The organism is Pseudomonas sp. RT6P73, from assembly GCF_054897715.1.
This window is the reverse complement of sequence record NZ_JBUBUV010000002.1, coordinates 5,639,629-5,659,419: the sequence shown is the minus strand read 5'-3', so window position 1 is coordinate 5,659,419 and position 19,791 is coordinate 5,639,629. Positions and strand designations below refer to the sequence as shown.

The window sequence follows — 19,791 nt, the reverse complement described above, 5'->3', positions numbered from 1 at the left end:
GCGGCGGGGGACTGGGATAGATTGCGAGGCTTGCACGGAGCAATCACCCCACAAAAATGACCCCCTGTGATGCAGACACTTGATCCGGCTTGGCTGAAGCTGTTAACCATTCATCTGGCCAAGGTCGACGCCGCGCACCAAGCGCGGCAGGACGCGTGCGTGGTGCAGGCAGTGCGGTTTAGGGGCTGCGCGCCCGCGCGGAAGGACGTGCTGAATGGGGATGTGTGTGGCGCCGGTGTGCGAAAGCGCGCAGGAGGACTTGATCGAGGCAGTGCGCGTGGTGCTCTACAGTCACGTGGTCGATGGTGACCTGCCTCGGTAGCCCTGACCCCGGGGTTACCCATAACGAATTGAAAGGACTCCCGCTATGGATGAGACTGAAATGAGTGCACCGAACAACCCGTTTGCCGATAGGCCCTTGCATCACCTACTGTTTGTGAAGTTACGCAACGGCGGGTGGGGACCGGCGAGTTTGGCGCCAGGCGTCGCCGATCGGCACGGTATCAGTGTCGAGGAGCTGAAAGCGCATTGCCGCCTGACCGGTGAGGAATGGCTCGCCCGGGACGGCGCGCTGACAGAAGCGGGCCAGCGGGTGTACGACTGGGCGAAAAGCTAAGCCTGCTGCGTTACGAATAAACGCGCCTTATTGCTGAAACAAGCCATAAATAGGAAAATAGCCGGCTGACTTTCAAAGTCATACCCAATCGCCCTGCGCTGACAAACAGGGCAAGCAGCAATAACCGCACGCGTGTAGGCAAGGAAGCCTTCCTCTCAGCGGCTCCCGATCGGGCGTCGCTGTAAACGGGTGTTAATCACGCCCCTGAAAATGGAATTGTCTCAAGTGTTAGAAATAATCAAAGATCCCGACGTGATCATGGTGGGGGCCATGCTGGTCTGCGTGGCCATTGGCAGCTATCTGGATTATTGCCAGAATAAAAATCCAGCCCCAATCGATAACTTGAACAGGTCTCCCGGCCATGAGTGAAACATCAGGGAGCACGGCGGATATCTCGGTTGACGAGTGGCCCTTGCCTCACCTGCTGTTTGTGAAACTACGCAACAGTGGGAAAGGGCCGGCGAGTCTGGCGCCAGGCGTGGCGGCACGCCATGGCCTCAGTGTCGAGGAGCTGAAAGCACATTGCTGCCTGACCGGTGAGCAATGGCTCGCCCGTGACGGCGCGCTGAGTGAAAGCAGTCAGCGGGTGTACGACTGGGCGAAAAGCTGACCTGTGCTTTATTACGAGTAACGAGCTTTACGACGCCATTGCACGGCCGGCCCGGCATGTGGAGGAGATCGCCGAAGGGGAGGGCGCTGTGGCGTGTTCCCATCCGTATAAAAAAGCGCCTGCAAATTTTTGCATATCTAAAATGGGGGGCGCCGCGGCGAACCGGTTAGACCGACAGGCTCGCACTGATCCACCACGAACGAAAAGGACCCCCGCCAATGAGTTTGAGCCCTTCCCCGGAAAAAACGCTGATCCGCCTCAATGCCGCCGTGGACATGATCGATCAGGCTGAGGATCCGTTGAAGGGTGTGGCTTGCCATGGCCTATGCCATCGGCTATATCGACGCCCCTGGCGATGAACGATTGATCAGTCTCGACGGTGCCGAGCTGTACCGGCAGGACGCGTATACATGGCGCCGGTTGCGGCTAGCGACGTTCGGCGTGACCGCGACGAACCCTAACAACAGAAAGGAACCCTCGCCATGCCGATGATTGAAATCGAAATCGATAATCCCGACACGTTGAAGGGCGTCCGTGATGGGGTCGCAGCGCTCGACGAGACCACCAATAGGTCGTGGCTTTTCGAGCATTACGCTTTCGTGTCCGGCTGGATGGCTGGGTTGCATGTCGCCGGCGTGATCAGTGCCGAGACGGCCGGGCAACTGCATCGCGAGCTGGAAGCGGCCTATGCGGCGCGCCAAGCCGCGCTGCCTGACGAATAATCAGCGGGAGCCGCCGCCGTGTTTTTTTGGTTACGAGTAACGGCATTTATGTTCAACAGGGGGTACACCTGGGCAAAGGGTGGCCTCCTTTTTATTGGTTCTGTCCCGTCCTGAATAAGGTTTACACCTTCTGATCTGTTTTTCAGGAGGACGTGATGGAATCAGCAAAAAGGCGTAGTCAGCGAGGCTACACGCTGACTTTTAAATTGTCGGTCGTGGACCAGGTCGAAAAAGGCGAGCTGAGTTATAAAGAGGCTCAGGAGCGCTACGGGATTCAAGGCAAAACGACCGTTCTGACGTGGTTGCGCAAGCATGGTCGGCAAGATTGGAGCCCAGGCACATACATTGGCTCGCCGAGGATGGGGTCCATGCCCGACAAAAACCGACCACTAACGCCAGAGCAACGCATCAAAGAACTTGAAGAACAGTTGGCGCTGTCCAATCAGAAAGCGCAGTTTTTCGAGGCGGTCGTCGATGTCTTGAAAAATGACTACGGTCTCTCTGTCGTAAAAAAGCGTCCCGGCAAGTCCTCGCGCAAAAACGAATCCAAAACCTGAGTATCAGCAGGGCTTGCCAGTTCATGGGGATAAGCCGACAGGCTTACTACAAACGCAATCGCGCCGATGCTGCTCGTCTGGTTCTGGATCAGAAAGTTGCCGATTTTGTTCAGCAAAAGCGTCAGCGGCAGCCACGTCTGGGCACCCGAAAGCTGCATTATTTGCTGCATTGCCAGCCTCAACTTGAGCTGCAAGTGGGTCGAGATCGGCTGTTTTCGATTCTGCGCGAAAGGCGTTTATTGGTGGCCTGCAAGCGGGCTTACCACAAGACGACCGACAGCCATCATCGCTTTCGACGTCATCCGAACCTGCTCAAGCCCGGTCCTGATCAGGTTGTTGCAAGCGGCCCGGAGCAAGTCTGGGTGGCTGACATCACTTATCTGCCCACTCAGGAAGGTGTGGCCTATCTGAGCCTTGTGACGGATGCTTTTTCGCGAAAGATCGTGGGCTATCACGTCCATGAAAGCCTGCACACCGAATCGGTAGCGCATGCGCTGCGTCGAGCAGTGAGTCAGCGTCAAACCGTGCAGCCACTGGTGCATCACTCAGACAGAGGCAGCCAGTATTGCTCGGGTATGTACCAGGAACTGCACGCGAAACACGGCATCCGGTGTTCGATGACGGACGGCTATGACTGCTACCAAAATGCCCTGGCAGAGCGGGTCAACGGAATCTTGAAGACGGAGCTTCTGCTTCAGCGACCACAGGATTTAATGCAGGCGAAAAAGATGGTGGGTGAGTCGATATCGATCTACAACCGCGAGCGGCCGCACCAGTCTTTGAAATACAAAACGCCCGATGCGGTGCATCGGGCGTTAGGGTGAAACAGGTGTAAACCTATTTCAGGACTAGACATTCTTCACGAAATACTGGGAAACACAGAAACACACGCCGATTTGATTGATGATGTTCGTGCGAGCAAACACAGCTAACAAACCGACGTTCTTATGCGCGATATTAATATTTTCCTTCCTTTTTGGGACGGCTTTTCGTCACGATCAAGCCTGATGGTGACGCCCTCCAGATCGATCTGACACCCCACGCCATCCGATTCCCTTCCTGTGGAGGGTGCCAAAAAACCTGTTCAACCACGCATGAGTATTGCGAGCGAGTCATTCGTGATTTGCCTATTCTCGGTCGCGCGGTGCGCCTGAGCGTTTTGCTCCGGCGCGTTGGTTGCCGCGATTGTGGCAAGCGCATGGAGGCCGTCAGTTGGCTGGATCGCTATGCCCGCATGATGCGCCGCCTGGCCGATGCAGTCATTCAAGCCTGCGAGCGCCTTTCCACCCGACACGTGGCTCAGCTGTTTGGGCTGCATTGCCTGGTGATGGACGAGTTCGCGCTGTTCAAAGGTCATCATTGCGCCAGCGTGGTGCTGGACGCCGATACACGACGGGTTCTGTGGGTTGGCGAAGGTCGTAGTCCTGCGGCGGTCAGGCCATTTTTCGAAGGCTGGGGCCAGAGGTTACGCTCGAATCGAAGCGGTGACGATGGACATGAATACTGCTTTTGATTGATCGGGTCCGCGTCGACGAAGCTAATCGGCTACGCCATTACAAGCCTGCTCGAAAGATCATCAAACAAGCACGAGGGCTGTTGCTGTGCAATCCGCAGAACCTGAAATCGCCGGAACAGCAGGTTCACTTGCAGAATTTGCTGGCGGCTAACGCGTTGCTCGCGACTGTTATGACCGCGTCGCTTGGGCGCAGGCCCAAGGGCAAAATCAGCAGGCGCTTAATGCGTACAACAGTAAAGCCCGCGATGTGACGACCGTGATGTTGCTCCTGATGGAGCAGGCCAAGCATGGTGGCGCACTGTCAGGGTAGGACCGCCGGTTTCCAGCACAGTGTCATCGCTAAAAAAATGCCGACACGAAAACCACGCAGCAGCCTTTTTGACAGCTCGATTTCGGATTGAAAGACCACCAGCCAATCCGCCGAATTAATGCCGTAGTGTACAGACAGTGAAATCGCTGTGAATTTCTCTCAAATTCACGGCAGGGCTGCCTGCCACTGAAATTCTGCTGCTTGAATAGAGACGGTACCCCATCCAACAGGAGAATCTCATGCACACCGAAGCGCATTTCGTGTTGAAAGATGTCTTGAGGACCTGCCAGACCCTCAATAACTTTGCTGACCGCGCGATTAAAAATCTAGAAGCGGATATTCCCAGCGACCTGGACGATGAGGAGAAGAGTGAGCTGGAGCGGGCTTTCAACCTGATGCGCCTCACCTTGGCGTGCATCAGTCCGTTGATTTCTGCCACGGTTGATAACGCGCGCCAGAGGCGCATTGGCTAGCGCGCTTTGTTTATGCTCTGTCTGCCAACCGATCCGGTGTGTCAGGTCGCCCTCCCGCCTTTCGATACTTGCGCGTAACGAGGGTATCGCCATTCACACTCCCACTGGTTTGACGCCGGGTCGGCCGCGCGCTTGAAGAGGAATTATCCGTATGCCGCATTCACTTACCCAAATCCCCCTTGCCCCGCTGGACCTGCAGGCGGTCGAAGTGCCCAGCGCGACTCTGCACACCACGTGGGAGCGTGAGCTGTGCAGCATTGGCGAGCACCTCAGTGTCCCGCGGATCCTGCATCAGGTGGCCCACGCCCAAGGCTTTGCCTGGGGCCTGTATGCCGGCGAACTAATCAGCGCCGAGCAACATCGGGCGATGAACGAGGCGGTGCAGCGAGCCGAACGCGCGGTCTTTCGGCGCATCGCAGAGGACGAGCCATGATCGGCGGGGCGATTCAGCCCGCCCCTCAGTCAGCGTGGATCTGTGATGCGGTGGGTGGGCCGAGTCCGCGGAATAATTGGCTGTGGACGATGCTTAGAGCCTTTCAAAAAGGGATCGACGACGAACCCTTGCGGCCTTACCTGGAGGCTGTACGGGCTACCCGTGCTTCGCGAATTGCAGTGCTCAATGCCCTTAAAGCTTCTCCAGCCGCACACGCCGCAGCAAATCGCCACGTTCAGACGTGACTATAAGCTAGCCAATCTCGCGCACACCGATGCCTGCAAACAACGGGCTCGGCAGGTGAGTGAGATGGTTGAAGAGGCGGGCGATTTGTGCAGGCCTGCACTAATATTCGACACACCCAGTGCTGATCAATCACCCACGAAAAGGAGCTGTCATTATGACGACGATTGATCCGGCTTCGATGAACGCGCTTGCGGTATTGGTTCATCAAGTCGATGCCGCGAAGCAAGCATTGTCAGACGCGAACCGCGCACTGGAGGCGGCGGCGAACGCCGCTGAGCCTGCGTGGTTGGTCTGCTTCGAGGCGTTGCGTCGGGCGGGGGACGATTACGAAAGCGCGCATCTGGACTTGGCCGAAGCGATGCTCGAGGTTCTCGGCGGCTCTGCCGCAGAGGACGACGAAGGCTAGGCCATGACTTGTATAAAGGCCCCAACCCGAAGACTGATGCAAGGATCTTTTGTGGGCATGGAAACCACAACCTACGTGCAGGCGCCCACCGGCCAAGCCTCGGAGGCACCCTGCTCGAAAGCGATCGCAGTGGGTTGATTCTTTACCTCGACGACGGCGACTGGGGGTTCAGATGAGCGCGCGTGCAGGACATGAGCGAAACGCCCCATTTGCCGCGTTGAACATGCCACGCGCGGTGTATGCCCAGGTGAAACGCTTGGCCCACATCGTCCAGGCCCGCAGCGATTGCGATTGCGATTGCGAGCGTGCTGCGGCTGAGGCCGATTAGCTTCGTCGACGCCAACCCGATCAATCACCTCTCGGCCAAATTTGGCCACCACATGGAAGAGGTCGTAGACCCCTCGCGCTTGCGGGCTGTGCTGATGAACCTTTAGGTCAATGATGTTTCATTCCATCGCCACCGCTTCGATGCGGGCACAACCTGCCGGTCCCATCTCTTCGAGAGCGGCCTGATCGCCGCCCGGCTGCGGCCCTCGCCACTCCACAGCGCGCGTCCTGTCTCGGCATCCAGCACAACGCTGACATAGCGAAGCGCCAACTTATTCATCACCAGCCGTCGCGGTGAGCAATCTCTCTTGCAGCGCTTGGCACGCCTCAGGCGTATTCAATAGTTCACGAAGATGGGCTTGTTCCGCTTCAGCGAGGCTAGAAGTAGCGCCGAGAGTGTCGGTAATGGGCCGGTCCAACGTTCTGCATCTCTAGATCAACTCCAATGAAATCCAGCACTGGTGGCACGAGTGGTACTTGGCAAATGAGCGTGGGTATCAGGTAGCGTAGGCGAAGGTCGCGCGTGCATTCAGTCGGTGTTCAGGGAGCAGGCGTTACTTTATTGACTTATCCTCATCTGGCCTCCTTACCGATTTTTGAGTACTCAAGGCGGGTTACGCCAACTACGCTTTCTAACGGGGGTTGCGTCTATCGATGCTCGATTACTTGGGCTGGAAGGTTATGAAAGAAAATGTCTACTCTCGCAAGCAAAAGCGTTGTTGTGCCATCCTCAAGCTTCGAGCCGATCCAAGTATCTGCACGATCACGGTGATCATTTCACGGAGTGCTACTAGTGCTTAGTTCCCTTCGTCTGCGCTTGATGTTCGCCGCAACGATTCTCGCAGTGCTATTTATGCTGGCTTTGATGCCTTTAATACATGGAGCGTTCACTCTGGCGCTTCAAGACGCCATTGAGCAGCGCTTGGCATCGGATGTCGCCACGCTGATCTCAGCTGCTCGGATAGAGAATGGGCATTTACAAATGCCGGAACAGTTACCAGATGAACGCTTCAATCTCACTGGCGGTCGTTTGCTTGGCTATATCTATGACCGCGACGGCGGCACGGTCTGGCGCTCGAGTGACACCCCTGCCGAGAGCATTAATTACACGCCGCATTATGATGACCACGACAATAAGTTTGCGCGTTTGCACCAGGCCAATGACCAGGAGTTTTTCGTGTATGACGTCCAGGTCAAATTGTTAGGAGGCCAAAGTACGTCATTCAGTTTTGTCGCGTTTCAATCGGTAAATGACTACGAACTCACCCTCAAAGGCTTGCGCAAGCATCTCTATCTGGGGTTTGGCGCAGCCTTCCTGGTCCTGTTGGGGGTGTTATGGATTGGATTGACGTGGGGGCTCAAGGCGTTGCGCCGGCTCAGTCAGGAGCTGGACGAGATCGAAAGCGGAGCTCGCCAGAGCTTGGGCGAGCGGCACCCACTTGAATTGCTGCGCCTGACCAGTTCCCTAAACCGGTTGTTGTACAGCGAACATGATCAGCGCCGTCGTTATCGGGACTCTCTTGATGATTTGGCCCATAGCTTGAAAACTCCGTTGGCGGTATTGCAGGGTGTCATCGAGGGCATTGCCCTACGCGAGCAAGATCGGGGTCAGGCTCGGGTGTTGCAGACCCAGATCGAGCGTATGAGCCAGCAGATCAGCTATCAATTGCGGCGCGCAAGCTTGCGCAAAACTGGTTTGGTGCGCCATCAGGTTCGCTTACAACCTGTGCTGAAAAGTCTTTGCGATACGCTGGACAAGGTTTATCGCGACAAACGCGTCAGGGTGACTTTGGCGCTGTCGGAGCAAAGTTGTGTACCCATTGAGCAGGGGGCCTTGTTGGAAATGATGGGCAATCTGCTGGAAAATGCTTACCGCCTTTGCTTGAGCGAAGTGCGTATTAGTGCGTATGAAAAGCGTGGCGGCGTTGAATTGTGCGTTGAGGACGATGGTCCCGGCGTGCCTGCGGATCAACGTGCTCGGATACTCCAGCGCGGTGAGCGGCTTGATCGTCTGCATCCGGGGCAAGGCATTGGTCTGGCGGTGGTCAAAGACATTATTGACAGCTATGGCGCTCAGCTGACTCTGGACGACTCGTCGCTGGGCGGTGCGGCGTTCTGGATTTGTTTTGACGTGCGCCGATGAGTGCCTTGCCATCGCAGGTCGCAGGTCGCAGGTCGCAGGCGTAGCTGAAACCATGCGGCACCGGCCGATCTGACTCCCTGCACAGCACAGGGGCGCATCGAACTCCAATGGCAGACTCAAGCCGGCCTGCCCGCAACAAGGCGCTCATTGATGGCCAAGTCGTGGCGAATTCCGGTCTGATCGTGCAAAAGTCCGCCATTTACCCAGGCTGATGGCAGGTGAGGTTGGGGTTCCACGCCCACCCCAGATTTTTTTGTCGTAGGTTAGGCAGCAATCCTAGTAAAGCTTTGTTATCCAAGATTGGGCTCTGCCACAATGGAATCCAGATCGATCACCTTGTCGTCGCTGTTGATGGTGTATTGCCCATTCAGCAGGATGTGCCTCCAAGCCGCTGGTGAAATCTGTGTAATAAGCGCCACGGCCTTGGCGTTATCCCTGTCTTCATACTTCGTCAATAGTCGCGATAGCAAGGCCGAGTTGTAATAGATGATCTCTGTACGTTGCGTTCCAATTGTGGATCGCGCAGGTAACGTAGCGTGTAGATACTGCGGATTAGCCTGTCGTACTCCAAGATTGCACGACGTGTTGGATTCGGCGCGGTGTACGTGCAAAGCTTGCGAATTAGCATGCCCTGGGTCAGTTCTTTCAGACCCGGCGTGGCGACGATCTGATCGATATTCGGCTTCTCGTTGACGATGAGTTGCCGATTAATCTGTCTGACCGGTCGGATTAGGCACTTCTCGTACAGTGCCGGATCATCAGCGCAATACAGCTCAGCCAACTGATCCGCTTTTCGAGCAGGTCGACGCCGTCGACCTGCTCGATGAAGTTGAGCAAGTCGATTTCGATGATGTCTTCGCCGTCGACCGTCAGCTTGTAGTAGCTGCAGGTGGTGGTGATGCTGTGTTCGGTGTCTTCGCCGGGTTGGGCATCGCCCATCTCGATGGTTTCGTGACGACCGCCAACCACGATTTCCACGTTGCTCATTTCCTCGGTGTCGTCTTGCTGAAACGCACCGGTGAAACGCAGCAGGACGCCCGAGGCCTTGATCATGCCGAACTGGCGCAGCGAGATCAGATCGAGGCCGCGGGTTTTCCATTCCAGCTGGATACCGTCGTCGGAAAAGCCCAGGTTCGCCTTGACCGGGCCGTTCATGCCGCCGCCGCGATAGCTTTCCATCTTGCGACCGAGCGCGGGCAGGGTGACGGTCTTGGAGACGCCCAGGTAGCTATGGCCGTCGTTAAAAAGGTTCATGTTCTTGAGTTTGCGGGGCATGGCCATGAAGGGGTTCTCCGATCGGCGGGCGGGTGTTGGCCTCCCTCAGCAGGGAGGCCAAAGTTAGCTCTTGATGCGGCTGGAAAAGTCGACCAGGTAACGGTCGGTGATGCGCTGGCGCAGCGTGAGGTCTTCCAGCGGTGGCACCGGGGTGTAGTCGTAGTCGATGTAGAGCTTGCCGGCCTTGAGCGTGGTTTCATCATTGATGTCATCGGGGAACCAGGCGCTGCCACCAATCAAGTAACCACCGGCGACCATTTCGCGGAACTTGTCGTTGATGCTTTCGAGCATGTCGCGCACCAACGAAGGGTGCATGGGCCGATCAATGACCCACATTTGCGCGTTGGCCATGGTGTCGGCCAGCACCTGGGCGGTGCGGGGGTAGTTCTCGAAGGCGAACAGCGGATCCTCGCTGCAGGTGCGACTGCCCCAGAAGCGATAACCGCCCTCGTTGATCAGGGTGGTGACTTCGTTGCCGTTAAGGTAGTTGGCATCGGTGGCCGGGTTCTGCAGATCCCAGAACACGTCGGCACTGATCCGGTGACGCCGTTGACGGCAACGTTGGAAAGGGTTTTATGCCAGCCCACCTCCTGATCGATCTTGGCGCGCAGACCCAAGGCTCGGGCCACCGCAGGCGCGGTCACAGTGGCATTGGTGACGGTGTTCCAGTTCTGGAAGTCCGGCCAGATGACCATGACCTCCCGGGCGCCAAAGTTCTCGCGATACGCCGTGGCTTCTTCCTTGGTCTGGCAGCCCGACGCGCTGACGTAAGCGAAGGCGCGCAGCTGCTGGGCAATGGCGACCAGCGCCGTGGCGACGGGGAGGGTGTCCAGCCCCGGCACCCCGAGGATGCGCGGGGTGACCTTCAGGCGTCCTTTGGACGCGAGCAGGGCTTTCATGCCGGTGTATTGGCCAGTGGCGTTGGTGGTGCCGATCAGGTTGCTGGTGGTCTCTGCGTCGGTCGCGCCCTTGGCCACCCGCACCACCACGGTGAGCGGTTTGGTCTGGTCGGCGATTGCCTGCAGGCTCGCGGCCAATGTGCCTTCGGTACCGGCCTTGCCGATGGCGGTTTGCACGTTGGTGATGAGGACCGGGGTGTCCAGCGGAAAAACGCTCGCGTCCGCGTCTTCGCCGGTACACACCAGACCGATGACAGCGGTGGAAACGGTGCGAATGGGGCGGGTGCCCTCGTTGATTTCGAGGACGCGGACGCCGTGATGATATTCGTCGGCCATGAGGATTGCCTGCGCAGTGATGAAAAGATGTGCACAGGCTGCCGCGCGCGCGCCGCTGGGGCGAGCGCACAGGCTTGTAGGTGGGGGCATTACAGGCAACAGCAAAAAAAGGCGGAGAAATGTGCCAGCGTTAGTGGCGCTGCTCCATGAGCCAGCCGGGTTGGATTGGGCGCTGCTCTTGCTGGGGAAAGGCTGACGCCTGCGGCCAGTCGCGCAACTGCCGGCGGTAACGCTGCAGCTCTCCGAACAGTTCAGCGCTGAGGGTGCGGCGGATCTGGCTTTCCAGCTCGTCGCGATGCCGCGACACCGGCTATCGGTGGCCAGCAGCTCGTTGTCGCGCCAGGCACGTTCAATCATGACCAATGTTTGCGCTGACGGCGGTGGCGGATCCGCGAGCATGGGCAAACGGTCCTCGCCCATGACAACACGCTTGCCCTGCGCCGGCCCTGCGATCAACTGCGCGTACAGCTCATCGGTAATGTCGACGGCATCATTGGGAATATTCTCCCCGTGGATTTCGACACTGTAGAAGCCGGCGGTGGACGGTGAATAGAACATGTTTTCCCGCTCCTGCAGGCGCATTGTTGAAGTTCATCAAGACAGTGGCCTGCGCCGCATTTCTTGAGCTGGTCCCTAGGTAAATGGGCGCACTTGGCGAGTACCAACGCGCGCACGCGATAAAACCAACGACGGCGTTCGGGAAGCTGAAAGTCGCGTAGCCATTGGCATTTGTCATGCTGTACCCCCACTGCAGGATCGTGCCGCCCGCCAGTTGCTGGAATCCGTTTTCACCCATATAGCGCTGAAAACTGACCAGTTGGGCGAAGTGGCTCCCACCCAGCTTTCAAAGGCGACGTTGCCAAAATCTGAAGAGTCGATCTGGACGTTGACCTTGCCGGCACCGTCATAGCCCATCTTCACCACATTAGACAGTTGCCCCCAGCCCGTGCCTTGTTGCACCGGGGTAAAGCCCAGGTTGGGCTGCTTGCTGGCCAAGGCGTTATTCATGCTGGTGACGAAGTTGGGGTCATTACCCAGTGCTCGGGCCAGCGCGTCCAGTGTTCTCAATCCTTCAGGCGCTGCCCCAATCAACGCGGTGATCGCCGCCTGCACAAACGCCGTGTTGGCCAACAGCTCGCTGTTGTTACCCGCGGCTGCCGTCGGAGCGGTCGGTAGGCCGCTGAAGGCCGGTGAGGCTTCAAAGGCAAGGGGGCCAAAGTCAAAGGCGTCGACCTGGAGTTTGACCTTGTTGACACCGTCATAGCCGATCTTCACCGCGTTGGGCGTTTGCCCAGCGCCCGTGCCTTGTTGCACCGGGGTGAAACCCAGATTGGGCTCCTTGCCGGCCAGGGCCTTGGCCATGGTGGTGGCAAAGTCGGGGTTATTCGCCAGTGCCTGTGCCAGAGCGCCCAATGTGTTCAGGTCATTAGGCGCCGCGCCGATCACCGTGGTGATCACGTCCTGCACAAACGCGGTATTGGCTAACTGCTGGGTATTGGTTCCCGCTGCAGCCGTCGGGGCGGTCGGTGTGTCGATGAAAGCGGGCGAGACCAGCGGGGCGAGTCCGTAGGTGATGTTCTGAAAGGCCAGCGCGGTCTTGCCGAGGTGGATGGGTGCGTTGCTCACCAGGAGCCAGAGCGTGTCGGCCTGGCGAGGCGTTGAGGGAGAGCAAGATGGGAAGGGCTGCAATCGAGGAGTGCTCATCCTGGCTAATACGTGTTAATGCACCATTTCTGGCGCACGAAAAAAAGCCCGCCGATGGGGGGGGCGGGCTAAAACTGTGAAAACGTGATTCAACAAAATTTACATCCACTTGAACGCATGCAATGTTCGAGATGAAACTGAGGCGACCAGACAATCCCGGCGAGGCCTGTAAAGCGTGTATTCCTGCGTGTAACGGAATAGACCGCAACCCTCGCATCGACTGAACGCGCGCCCAGGGATGTGCCACATTTGGGGATGAAGGAAGTACCGGAACAAAAGATGCGCTTAAGTCCAGTATCGATCATCCGCGTATTGCCTAGATCATGGCCTTTACAGGGCGATGATCAAAACCGTCAACACCGTAATCGCCAAACTGATCAGAACCTCTCCCGTCAGCGGCGGCGAGGCTGTCACGAACATCACCGTCATTGTCGTTAACACCGTGGCGGCACACATCAACCGCGTCCTGCGCGAATAAATCATGTACAACGCTCCGTAAACCGGCAGGAGCGGCGCAGCAAGGCCTTCAGTCGCGCCTGCAGCTCGTCGAACTGAAAAGGCTTGACCAGGTAATCGTCCGCCCCGGCTTTCAGACCTTCGACCTTATCCAGCCAGTTACAACGCGCACTGAGGATCAGGATCGGAAAGGTCTTGCCGCGAGCGCGCAACTTCCGAATCAGCTCGAGCCCACTCATGCCCGGCAGGCCGAGATCGATCAGCGCCAGGTCATGGTGGCCCTGCGCGGCGAGGACCAGCGCCTCTTCGGCACTGGCCACCGCCTCGACCGCATGGCCGCTCTGACTCAGGCAGCGTTGCAGTTGCCGGCGCACCAGCGCTTCATCTTCTACGACCAGCAATTTCATTCCGCGCTCCTGAGCCCGTCGCCATCAGCCATCGGCTGTGTGTTTAGAACGCGTAATTGGCCGACAGGTAGGTCTGGGCGCTGCTGTTAAGTTTCATCGAGCCCTGTTTGCTGCCGCCGTGTTCATTGAGCTCGGTACTGGCGTTGGTTCGCAGGTAGCGGTAACCCAGTTCCACCGAGGTGTTTTGCGACACCTGCTGCAGCACACCGACCTGGCCACCGACGGTGTACCCGGTGTTGGTGTCGCGGCTGAAGCCGGACGATTCCTGGGAGATTTTGGTGACGCCCGCCGAGGCACCGCCAAACAGCTTGGTGCTACCGGTCACCGGCAGGAATAGGTCGTAGCTGCCCAGCAGGTTTTCCTGACGCTGCTTGTTGGCATGGTGCGAGCCCGACACGTTGTCGTAGGTGGCGTAGTAACGGCCGGTGTCGTTCTGGCGGCCGACGCGCAGACCCACGGTGTGGTCCTTGTGGATGATGCCGTCGGCGCTCGGATGGTTGAAGTTATCGTTCAGCGACTTGGATTTGCTGACCTGGTTGCTGGTCTGGCCATAGGTCAGGCCGGCAAAATTCTTGGTTTCGGCTTGCGCCGCGGCCGCGGTGCCCAGCAGAGAGACAGCCAACAGCATTTTTTTGAAATGGGTCATGGGGAATTTTCCTGAGGCGCTTAGTGCGCGTTGAGTACCTAGTAAGGCTACCCATTCCCTGCTGAACGCCCGCTGTACCCTCGCTGTACCTCAGCTGAACAAGATCAAACGATTGTTTGAGACTCTCCATAATCATCGCACAACGCGGTTGTCCGGTCCAAAGTCGATAGACATAACTAAGCCCGAGTATCGCTTACGTTGTTTGGGCCCATTGCTCCTACAATCCCTGTTGAACCTGGCGCGCGCCGTCATCCCCCCACCACGCCTGCGGGCTAAAGGGGTCGCTTTTTCTGCACTTCTGCACCTGGCTCAAGACAGCCAGGGCTAGGGGCTGCGTATGCGAACAGAAGGCAGGAAAAGCCTGCGGATCCCTGCAAGGGTGGGATAAATACAACGATGTGACAAAAGCGGGCTCCGGTGGCGATTGCTCGAGCAGATCCGAGGCTTGCGCAAAAGTGTCGCTAGCGTGAGTCAGCAACTGATTGCGCCGAAGACCTGGCTCTCGGCGCACAAACATGGGCCGTCGCCAGTGGCGGATAACGTGGGGGAGTTTGCCGGCCATGCGGCGAAGGCGCTGCAGCTGGGCACAAAGCTCAAACCGATTACGGGCTGAAAAAGAGCCCGCCACGATGGGGATCAATGGCGAGCTAAAACCGTGCTCTTTACCAACTGCCGTAGGGAATTCCGAACTTTTCGATGTAGCGCTGCGACTTCTCCCTGATCTTGTGCGCATACCGGCCTTCGGTTTTGCCTTGGCTCGGCCCCAAAGGTTCCACTTCTGCCTGAGCTCGAGCGACCTTGACCGACTCGTTACAGCTATCCCTGACCCACACCTGCACAATGCCGCCGGGTGCCAACCCCACCACAAGCCAGGCTGAGTAGCGAGAGCGCTTGGTCTTTGGGCATGGCTGACTGGTCGACGCTTGCATGATCTGTCGGGCTTCTTCCGGAATATCCACCCAGGTCTTGTAGGTTTGCGGCTCAACGATCGACTGCCAGCGGACAAAAATTCGTTTAGGTAAAGCAGCACCGGTCACAGGCCGGATATTCCCGCCAATTCTCTGCCAACCTCGCGCGGAATCAGTGCCGTCTTCCGGGCTGTCTGTCCCCAACGCACCGCCGGCGCCGTTGTTGAACAACCGGCCGTGGATGTCCTCCACCGTACTGTTCTCCACCCAACCCACCATGTATGACGGCCCCTGAAAATCAATGCTCCACCAGGGGTGATGTTGCTCCTGCTCATCGGCTATCGTCCCATTGGCCTGACAACCGCTTACCAACAACAGGCCCACCAGGGCCAACCACATTTTCATCGTCCTTGATCTCATCCGGGTGCGTGAGGGTGCCGCACGCGCACGGCATCACGCGTGGGGGCATTGATGTCAACACTGAGGACTCACGCTGCCCCGTGGTATCCAAGGGGTGGTTCCAGTGCGCGGACATATGGATATAACGCAGTTTTAGCAGGGTGTCTTCTGCCGGCGTGACGCTGTAGTCACCGGCGACAAACCTATCACACAGTGGCTGAAGCTCTTCCGGTAATTGGTACTCGAGCGTCTCGGGGATGTCCTCGAAACGCACCCCTCTTTCCTTGGCCAGTTCATACATGACCCGCAGGTACACCCGCGACAGCTCACCGTGTCAGTACCGATGCAAAACTGACCCACCCTACCGGTTGAAAACTGACCCACTTGGGCAAAATGCAGCTTTTGCGAGCTGCCCATGCTGTCCCAGGAGCAACACGTGGAAATCAGTGTTCTTATTCGTCAGGGTTTGTCTATTCGGGCCATCGCCCGGCAGATGGGCTGCTCTCGCAATACCATTCGACGCCACCTCAAATTACAGGCCCAGCGCCAGCCCGTCGTCTATGGCCCGCGCGCGCAGCGCGTGGGCAAGCTTGTGCCTTTCGAGGCCTATCTGCGTCAGCGCGTAGAAGCCGCTCGACCCCATTGGATTCCCGCCATCGTGCTGTTGAGGGAGATCCGCGAGCAGGGTTACGAAGGCGGATACTCAATCCTCACCAGCTTTCTGCTGACCTTGAAATCCAAGGCAAACGAAGCCGTCGTTCGCTTTGAAACCGAGCCCGGTGAGCAGATGCAGGTGGACTTCACCGTCATTCGGCGTGGCCGCGATCCGTTGTTGGCATTCGTTGCAACGTTGGGCTGGAGCCGTGCGACCTACGTCGTTTTCTCCCGTCGCGAAGACTCCGCAGCCTGGTGTTCCGGTATCGAAAAGGCGCTGCGTTTCTTCGGCGGTACGCCGCGAAAGCTACTCTTCGACAACGCCAAAACTATTATCCAGGAACGCGATGTTTATGGCCCCGGTCAGCACCGCTGGAATCCCGCGCTATTGAATTTGGCAGAGCGCTATGGCTTCACACCGAAAGTCTGCCGGCCTTATCGGGCGCAGACCAAGGGCAAGGTCGAGCGCTTCAACCACTACCTGAAAAACAGCTTCGTAGTGCCACTGGCCGCGTCACTTAACCAGGTCAGCTTGCTGTTGGACGTTGAAGTCGCGAACAGCAAGATTGGCCCTTGGTTGATGGAGGTCGCCAACGCCCGAACACATGCGACGACGGGCGAAATACCGCAACACCGACTGGATACCGAAGTGCACCACTTGTTGCCCCTGCCAGAGATCCAAGGGGTTGCGAGCAGCATGATTTCGGTCGTCCAACCCATGCCGGTGGAAAGCTTGCAGCATCCGCTCTCTGTCTATCAGGCACTGCTTGAGGTGCGTCCATGAACCTTCAACATCTGCGCATCGAGTCTCTTTGCCAACAGTTCAAGCTGGACACTTTTGCGACGGACTGGCCGGCTCTGGCCCAGCAAGCGGCCGAAAAAGAAACGAGCTATGCCGACTTCCTGGAACAGCTTCTGCTGAGCGAGGATCGCGCTCGAAACGAGCGTCGGCGGCAAGCGCTGCTGCAACAGTCCGGGCTGCCGGCGGTGAAAACGGTTGAACAATACGACTTCAAATTCGCCAGCGGCGCGCCGCAAAGCCAGATCCTGGAACTGGCCGGGCTGGCCTTCATCGAGCGTAAGGAAAACGTCGTACTGCTGGGGCCTTCGGGCGTTGGCAAAACACACTTGGCCAGCGCTCTGGCTCATCGGGCGATAATGGCAGGCATTTCCACCCGATTTATCTCTGCCGCCGACCTGACTTTGCAACTCGTCGCCGCGCACCATCAAGGGCGCCTGGCCCAGTATTTCAGTCGCGTTGTTCAACGCTCGAAACTGCTGGTGATTGATGAGATCGGCTATTTGCCTTTTGGCCGTGACGAAGCCAACTTGTTCTTCAACGTGATCGCCAAGCGGTACGAACATGGCAGCTTGGTGCTGACCAGCAACTTGCCGTTCAGCCAGTGGGCAACGACCTTCGCCGACGACTCAACACTGACCGCTGCGCTGCTGGATCGGCTTCTGCACCATGCGCATATCGTCCAGGTCAGCGGACAAAGTTATCGACTGAAGGACAAGCTGAAATCAGGTCAGGTGGTGCCGAGAGAAACGGCCTCGCCACAAAAATAAACAGACCTCAAACACCGCCGGGGTGGGTCAGTTTTACTTCGGTAGGGTGGGTCAGTTTTCAACCGGTGTTGACAACCGCGCACCGGTCGTTTGAGTTGCAGGCCGGCATACACCCGTTTTTGCGCAGGCTCCATGAAATTATCTTTCACGCGCTCAACCACCTTAGGCGGCGGCGTCACCACCTCGAGCATGGCCTCGGGCCAACCTTGGGCCACCAACTGGGCCTTGTGAACCAGCGCATCGCGATAGATCGAAGTCGTTTTTACGTCTGTGCCTTGGGCCACGGTTAATCCCTGCATCGGCCCCACCAGCACGCACCCCTGCGCCTCGGCTCGGTAACCGCCGCCGATGTTCGAGTGCACCCCTGGCACTACAATCTCCGGTGATCGGGGGCTACCCGATTCAGGGCAAAGTTGGCCCGGTATTCATCGCGCGCCACCAGCTGCACCACATTCGAAAACAGCACGCTCGGCAAAAGCAAACGTACACCTGGCGTGAGCGCACTTTGAACATTGCCCCAATTGGTGAAACCGGCCACCGAAGCGACAGTGTCGAACAGGCCGATAAAACCCATGCGGATGTCGCTGTTGTAGAAGTCCAGAAAGGTCCGACTGAAGGATCGTAGCCAACTTCATCTTGAGTTGTTGCCGCACCGTATCCCCCAGTTTTTGCCACTCCTTTAATGCCCTCGAAACGAACTCAAGGCTATAGGTCATCTAGCGAAACTTTAACGCGTTGCGGAGCAGCCAGGCGTTCACGCACCGTGGACAACAACGCTCCATCGTCCTCGGTCATCAGCATGGGCTTGAACGGTAATTGGCCTCGCTCTGCCACGTATTGCAAGGCTTGACGCATCAGCTCAGAAGGCGTCACACCCAGTTTTTCCAGCTCAAGGTAAGCCCGTGCCTTGAGATCATCGTCGATACGAACGTTGATGGATGCCATGGGATACCCCCACTGTAATGACATTTGTCATTACAGTGGCGTAGAAAGATTTTTTTGGCAAGCCCGGGGTTTGTGGAGCAATGGAACAGAAAGTGCACTTAAGCCCAGTGCCTGCCCGCAAACACGCGTGCTGTATGGGCAGTTCGATAAAACCACCGCTTTATGAAACCGTTTCGGGGGGGCACCAAGGAAGGCAATACCACCCCGAAAAGTGGTGCGACAACCTCGTTTCGCTAATCAAAGTTCGTTAATCAACAACCTCTGATTGGTAAAGCGAACTCTAATTCGTGCTTACGTTGGTTTTCGGTTCCATTGCGCCTCCAACCCCCTAGTACGATTTTTCCGCATTCTGTAGTCATCCCTAACGCAATTGTGAGGTCACTATCGGCGTACTCACTCATTTGCAACTGCGTAATACCTTAACCATCGAAGCGCTATAAACACCGTCGTCCCCGGTAAATTGATAGAAGCCACGGACAGCCTTCCCAGGCTTCAGGACTCCTTGAACAAGACTCTCATCGATGGTGTCGACGTGATAGGCATTGCCCTTTGCGTCATAGGCCTGGAAGCACAGCTTGCTCAAATCAACGTCTTTTTGACCCCCGTTCAAAAGCATAGCGTCAAAGGATTTGAAATGAAAACTACGTTCGCTTGTCCAGATTGATCCTTGATCCTTTTGCGTTGACCACAACATCAACGATTCTGCGGGCGCCTCAGCCTGCGCATTCAACGTCACTACCGTCAGCGCAAGTGCAATGAAAGTTTTGATAGTCATTTTCGCTCCACATAAAAGGCCAGCATAGTGGATCTTCGATGGTCAAAACTAGCGCGCCGAATTCGGAAAGTGCGACACGAAGTTGCTTACTGAAGTTTTTCCCACTTCAGTGGAGGGAACCGCCCGTGTCACCGGGTGAACCTACGGGCTCCTCCTTTTGTCTTCCTGATACCCCGAGAATCTCAAAATCGATGCCTTCACCGAAGGCACCCGACGGACTTACCGGTTCGATAATTCAATCAGTGCCAGCGTCCAAACGCGCCCGGTTGAGCACTGTGGCGACTTGTCGCCGCGGGGCGATTTATCCGGTCTTAGCGCCCGCAGGGTGGCCGAAGGCCAGGGCAGGCCAGTTTCATCGGCCTGGGCCGCTTAGACAGGCAGTCACGCGGTCGTCAGGAAACTGCTTTATATCTGCGGGTGCAGGGGTCGTAGACCCTTGCCGGGGTTTGGGGCGAGCAG

The 19,791-nt window shown here is 57.4% G+C and carries 21 protein-coding genes and 10 pseudogenes; 15 read left to right on the top strand and 16 right to left on the bottom strand.

Features of this window, described 5'->3' with window-relative positions:
* The first annotated feature begins 367 nt into the window (after window positions 1–367).
* From ACYZT6_RS26145 to ACYZT6_RS26095, 11 genes and pseudogenes are all read left to right on the top strand, one after another.
* The gene (locus ACYZT6_RS26145) at window positions 368–616 is read left to right on the top strand and encodes a hypothetical protein (protein ID WP_462029203.1); all 249 of its coding nucleotides are present in this window, start codon (window positions 368–370) and stop codon (window positions 614–616) included.
* A 361-nt stretch (window positions 617–977) separates the two neighbouring features.
* Window positions 978–1,226 (top strand): hypothetical protein, encoded by a 249-nt coding sequence (locus tag ACYZT6_RS26140; protein WP_462029202.1) that lies wholly within the window; start codon window positions 978–980, stop codon window positions 1,224–1,226.
* 318 nt (window positions 1,227–1,544) lie between these two features.
* Window positions 1,545–1,718 (top strand): hypothetical protein, encoded by a 174-nt coding sequence (locus ACYZT6_RS26135; protein ID WP_462029201.1) that lies wholly within the window; start codon window positions 1,545–1,547, stop codon window positions 1,716–1,718.
* Window positions 1,709–1,948 carry a hypothetical protein gene (locus ACYZT6_RS26130; protein ID WP_462029200.1) on the top strand — a complete coding sequence of 80 codons (240 nt, stop codon included), beginning with the start codon at window positions 1,709–1,711 and terminating at the stop codon, window positions 1,946–1,948. Before ACYZT6_RS26135 ends, ACYZT6_RS26130 begins: the two co-directional genes overlap by 10 nt.
* Before the next feature lie 155 nt (window positions 1,949–2,103).
* A pseudogene (locus tag ACYZT6_RS26125) lies at window positions 2,104–3,357 on the top strand (IS3 family transposase).
* Between the two features lie 95 nt (window positions 3,358–3,452).
* A pseudogene (locus ACYZT6_RS26120) lies at window positions 3,453–3,823 on the top strand (transposase family protein); the annotation flags it as partial.
* Window positions 3,824–3,826: 3 nt separating this feature from the next.
* Window positions 3,827–4,191 (top strand): annotated as a pseudogene (locus ACYZT6_RS26115) (transposase); the annotation flags it as partial.
* A 379-nt stretch (window positions 4,192–4,570) separates the two neighbouring features.
* Window positions 4,571–4,804, top strand: coding sequence for a hypothetical protein (locus ACYZT6_RS26110; RefSeq protein WP_462029199.1), 234 nt, complete (start codon window positions 4,571–4,573; stop codon window positions 4,802–4,804).
* Window positions 4,805–4,955: 151 nt separating this feature from the next.
* Entirely contained in the window at window positions 4,956–5,237 is a 282-nt protein-coding gene (locus ACYZT6_RS26105) for a hypothetical protein (protein ID WP_462029198.1), read from the top strand.
* A 400-nt stretch (window positions 5,238–5,637) separates the two neighbouring features.
* Window positions 5,638–5,889 carry a hypothetical protein gene (locus tag ACYZT6_RS26100; RefSeq protein WP_462029197.1) on the top strand — a complete coding sequence of 84 codons (252 nt, stop codon included), beginning with the start codon at window positions 5,638–5,640 and terminating at the stop codon, window positions 5,887–5,889.
* A 172-nt stretch (window positions 5,890–6,061) separates the two neighbouring features.
* The gene (locus ACYZT6_RS26095) at window positions 6,062–6,217 is read left to right on the top strand and encodes a hypothetical protein (RefSeq protein ID WP_462029196.1); all 156 of its coding nucleotides are present in this window, start codon (window positions 6,062–6,064) and stop codon (window positions 6,215–6,217) included.
* Here the strand turns inward: ACYZT6_RS26095 and ACYZT6_RS26090 are convergent.
* A pseudogene (locus tag ACYZT6_RS26090) lies at window positions 6,213–6,508 on the bottom strand (transposase); the annotation flags it as partial. The gene ACYZT6_RS26095 and the pseudogene ACYZT6_RS26090 sit on opposite strands and share 5 nt — an antisense overlap.
* 501 nt (window positions 6,509–7,009) lie before the next feature.
* Between ACYZT6_RS26090 and ACYZT6_RS26085 the strand changes: the two are divergent.
* Window positions 7,010–8,359 carry an ATP-binding protein gene (locus ACYZT6_RS26085; RefSeq protein WP_462029195.1) on the top strand — a complete coding sequence of 450 codons (1,350 nt, stop codon included), beginning with the start codon at window positions 7,010–7,012 and terminating at the stop codon, window positions 8,357–8,359.
* A 290-nt stretch (window positions 8,360–8,649) separates the two neighbouring features.
* Here ACYZT6_RS26085 and ACYZT6_RS26080 read toward each other — a convergent pair.
* From ACYZT6_RS26080 to ACYZT6_RS26045, 8 genes and pseudogenes are all read right to left on the bottom strand, one after another.
* A pseudogene (locus tag ACYZT6_RS26080) lies at window positions 8,650–9,209 on the bottom strand (Tn3 family transposase); the annotation flags it as partial.
* Window positions 9,146–9,640: pseudogene (locus ACYZT6_RS26075) on the bottom strand (phage major tail tube protein); the annotation flags it as partial. The pseudogenes ACYZT6_RS26075 and ACYZT6_RS26080, both read right to left, overlap by 64 nt.
* 57 nt (window positions 9,641–9,697) lie before the next feature.
* A pseudogene (locus tag ACYZT6_RS26070) lies at window positions 9,698–10,869 on the bottom strand (phage tail sheath protein).
* Between the two features lie 490 nt (window positions 10,870–11,359).
* Window positions 11,360–11,605, bottom strand: coding sequence for a hypothetical protein (locus ACYZT6_RS26065; protein ID WP_462029194.1), 246 nt, complete (start codon window positions 11,603–11,605; stop codon window positions 11,360–11,362).
* Complete coding sequence (locus tag ACYZT6_RS26060; protein ID WP_462029193.1) at window positions 11,602–12,495, bottom strand: hypothetical protein; 894 nt, start codon at window positions 12,493–12,495, stop codon at window positions 11,602–11,604. The genes ACYZT6_RS26065 and ACYZT6_RS26060 overlap by 4 nt, the downstream gene beginning before the upstream one ends.
* 408 nt (window positions 12,496–12,903) lie before the next feature.
* A complete protein-coding gene (locus ACYZT6_RS26055) occupies window positions 12,904–13,056 on the bottom strand; it encodes a hypothetical protein (protein ID WP_462029192.1) in 153 nt (50 codons plus the stop codon).
* Window positions 13,057–13,064: 8 nt separating this feature from the next.
* Window positions 13,065–13,436: pseudogene (locus tag ACYZT6_RS26050) on the bottom strand (response regulator); the annotation flags it as partial.
* A gap of 43 nt (window positions 13,437–13,479) precedes the next feature.
* Window positions 13,480–14,082 (bottom strand): outer membrane protein, encoded by a 603-nt coding sequence (locus tag ACYZT6_RS26045; RefSeq protein WP_462029191.1) that lies wholly within the window; start codon window positions 14,080–14,082, stop codon window positions 13,480–13,482.
* 466 nt (window positions 14,083–14,548) lie between these two features.
* Between ACYZT6_RS26045 and ACYZT6_RS26040 the strand changes: the two genes are divergently transcribed.
* Window positions 14,549–14,695 (top strand): hypothetical protein, encoded by a 147-nt coding sequence (locus tag ACYZT6_RS26040; protein ID WP_462029190.1) that lies wholly within the window; start codon window positions 14,549–14,551, stop codon window positions 14,693–14,695.
* A 49-nt stretch (window positions 14,696–14,744) separates the two neighbouring features.
* Here the strand turns inward: ACYZT6_RS26040 and ACYZT6_RS26035 are convergent, their stop codons facing one another.
* Entirely contained in the window at window positions 14,745–15,395 is a 651-nt protein-coding gene (locus ACYZT6_RS26035) for a DUF2931 family protein (RefSeq protein WP_462029189.1), read from the bottom strand.
* Window positions 15,396–15,406: 11 nt separating this feature from the next.
* A pseudogene (locus ACYZT6_RS26030) lies at window positions 15,407–15,717 on the bottom strand (DUF2235 domain-containing protein); the annotation flags it as partial.
* An 87-nt stretch (window positions 15,718–15,804) separates the two neighbouring features.
* Between ACYZT6_RS26030 and istA the strand changes: the two are divergent.
* Together istA and istB are read left to right on the top strand one after the other, a co-directional pair.
* Window positions 15,805–16,827 carry an IS21 family transposase gene (istA, locus tag ACYZT6_RS26025; protein ID WP_462025424.1) on the top strand — a complete coding sequence of 341 codons (1,023 nt, stop codon included), beginning with the start codon at window positions 15,805–15,807 and terminating at the stop codon, window positions 16,825–16,827.
* Window positions 16,824–17,612, top strand: coding sequence for an IS21-like element helper ATPase IstB (istB, locus tag ACYZT6_RS26020; protein ID WP_461987631.1), 789 nt, complete (start codon window positions 16,824–16,826; stop codon window positions 17,610–17,612). Before istA ends, istB begins: the two co-directional genes overlap by 4 nt.
* Here the strand turns inward: istB and ACYZT6_RS26015 are convergent.
* From ACYZT6_RS26015 to ACYZT6_RS25995, 5 genes and pseudogenes are all read right to left on the bottom strand, one after another.
* Window positions 17,573–17,974 carry a hypothetical protein gene (locus ACYZT6_RS26015; RefSeq protein ID WP_462029188.1) on the bottom strand — a complete coding sequence of 134 codons (402 nt, stop codon included), beginning with the start codon at window positions 17,972–17,974 and terminating at the stop codon, window positions 17,573–17,575. The two genes, istB and ACYZT6_RS26015, sit on opposite strands and share 40 nt — an antisense overlap.
* Before the next feature lie 8 nt (window positions 17,975–17,982).
* A complete protein-coding gene (locus tag ACYZT6_RS26010; RefSeq protein WP_462030041.1) occupies window positions 17,983–18,186 on the bottom strand; it encodes a hypothetical protein in 204 nt (67 codons plus the stop codon).
* A 40-nt stretch (window positions 18,187–18,226) separates the two neighbouring features.
* A pseudogene (locus tag ACYZT6_RS26005) lies at window positions 18,227–18,328 on the bottom strand (type II toxin-antitoxin system RelE family toxin); the annotation flags it as partial.
* The gene (locus ACYZT6_RS26000) at window positions 18,318–18,557 is read right to left on the bottom strand and encodes a type II toxin-antitoxin system RelB/DinJ family antitoxin (RefSeq protein ID WP_462029187.1); all 240 of its coding nucleotides are present in this window, start codon (window positions 18,555–18,557) and stop codon (window positions 18,318–18,320) included. The gene ACYZT6_RS26000 and the pseudogene ACYZT6_RS26005, both read right to left, overlap by 11 nt.
* Before the next feature lie 397 nt (window positions 18,558–18,954).
* Window positions 18,955–19,332, bottom strand: a complete 378-nt coding sequence (locus ACYZT6_RS25995; RefSeq protein ID WP_462029186.1) for a DUF4354 family protein — start codon at window positions 19,330–19,332, stop codon at window positions 18,955–18,957.
* Window positions 19,333–19,791 lie beyond the last annotated feature (459 nt).

Bases quoted from the DNA above. Each gene is read 5' to 3' on its own strand.
- ACYZT6_RS26145 (WP_462029203.1), top strand. From the start codon at position 368: ATGGATGAGACTGAAATGAGTGCACCGAACAACCCGTTTGCCGATAGG.
- ACYZT6_RS26140 (WP_462029202.1), top strand. From the start codon at position 978: ATGAGTGAAACATCAGGGAGCACGGCGGATATCTCGGTTGACGAGTGG.
- ACYZT6_RS26135 (WP_462029201.1), top strand. From the start codon at position 1,545: ATGGCCTATGCCATCGGCTATATCGACGCCCCTGGCGATGAACGATTG.
- ACYZT6_RS26130 (WP_462029200.1), top strand. From the start codon at position 1,709: ATGCCGATGATTGAAATCGAAATCGATAATCCCGACACGTTGAAGGGC.
- ACYZT6_RS26110 (WP_462029199.1), top strand. From the start codon at position 4,571: ATGCACACCGAAGCGCATTTCGTGTTGAAAGATGTCTTGAGGACCTGC.
- ACYZT6_RS26105 (WP_462029198.1), top strand. From the start codon at position 4,956: ATGCCGCATTCACTTACCCAAATCCCCCTTGCCCCGCTGGACCTGCAG.
- ACYZT6_RS26100 (WP_462029197.1), top strand. From the start codon at position 5,638: ATGACGACGATTGATCCGGCTTCGATGAACGCGCTTGCGGTATTGGTT.
- ACYZT6_RS26095 (WP_462029196.1), top strand. From the start codon at position 6,062: ATGAGCGCGCGTGCAGGACATGAGCGAAACGCCCCATTTGCCGCGTTG.
- ACYZT6_RS26065 (WP_462029194.1), bottom strand. From the start codon at position 11,605: ATGACAAATGCCAATGGCTACGCGACTTTCAGCTTCCCGAACGCCGTC.
- ACYZT6_RS26055 (WP_462029192.1), bottom strand. From the start codon at position 13,056: ATGATTTATTCGCGCAGGACGCGGTTGATGTGTGCCGCCACGGTGTTA.
- ACYZT6_RS26045 (WP_462029191.1), bottom strand. From the start codon at position 14,082: ATGACCCATTTCAAAAAAATGCTGTTGGCTGTCTCTCTGCTGGGCACC.
- ACYZT6_RS26035 (WP_462029189.1), bottom strand. From the start codon at position 15,395: ATGAAAATGTGGTTGGCCCTGGTGGGCCTGTTGTTGGTAAGCGGTTGT.
- istA (WP_462025424.1), top strand. From the start codon at position 15,805: ATGCTGTCCCAGGAGCAACACGTGGAAATCAGTGTTCTTATTCGTCAG.
- istB (WP_461987631.1), top strand. From the start codon at position 16,824: ATGAACCTTCAACATCTGCGCATCGAGTCTCTTTGCCAACAGTTCAAG.
- ACYZT6_RS26010 (WP_462030041.1), bottom strand. From the start codon at position 18,186: ATGGGTTTTATCGGCCTGTTCGACACTGTCGCTTCGGTGGCCGGTTTC.
- ACYZT6_RS26000 (WP_462029187.1), bottom strand. From the start codon at position 18,557: ATGGCATCCATCAACGTTCGTATCGACGATGATCTCAAGGCACGGGCT.
- ACYZT6_RS25995 (WP_462029186.1), bottom strand. From the start codon at position 19,332: ATGACTATCAAAACTTTCATTGCACTTGCGCTGACGGTAGTGACGTTG.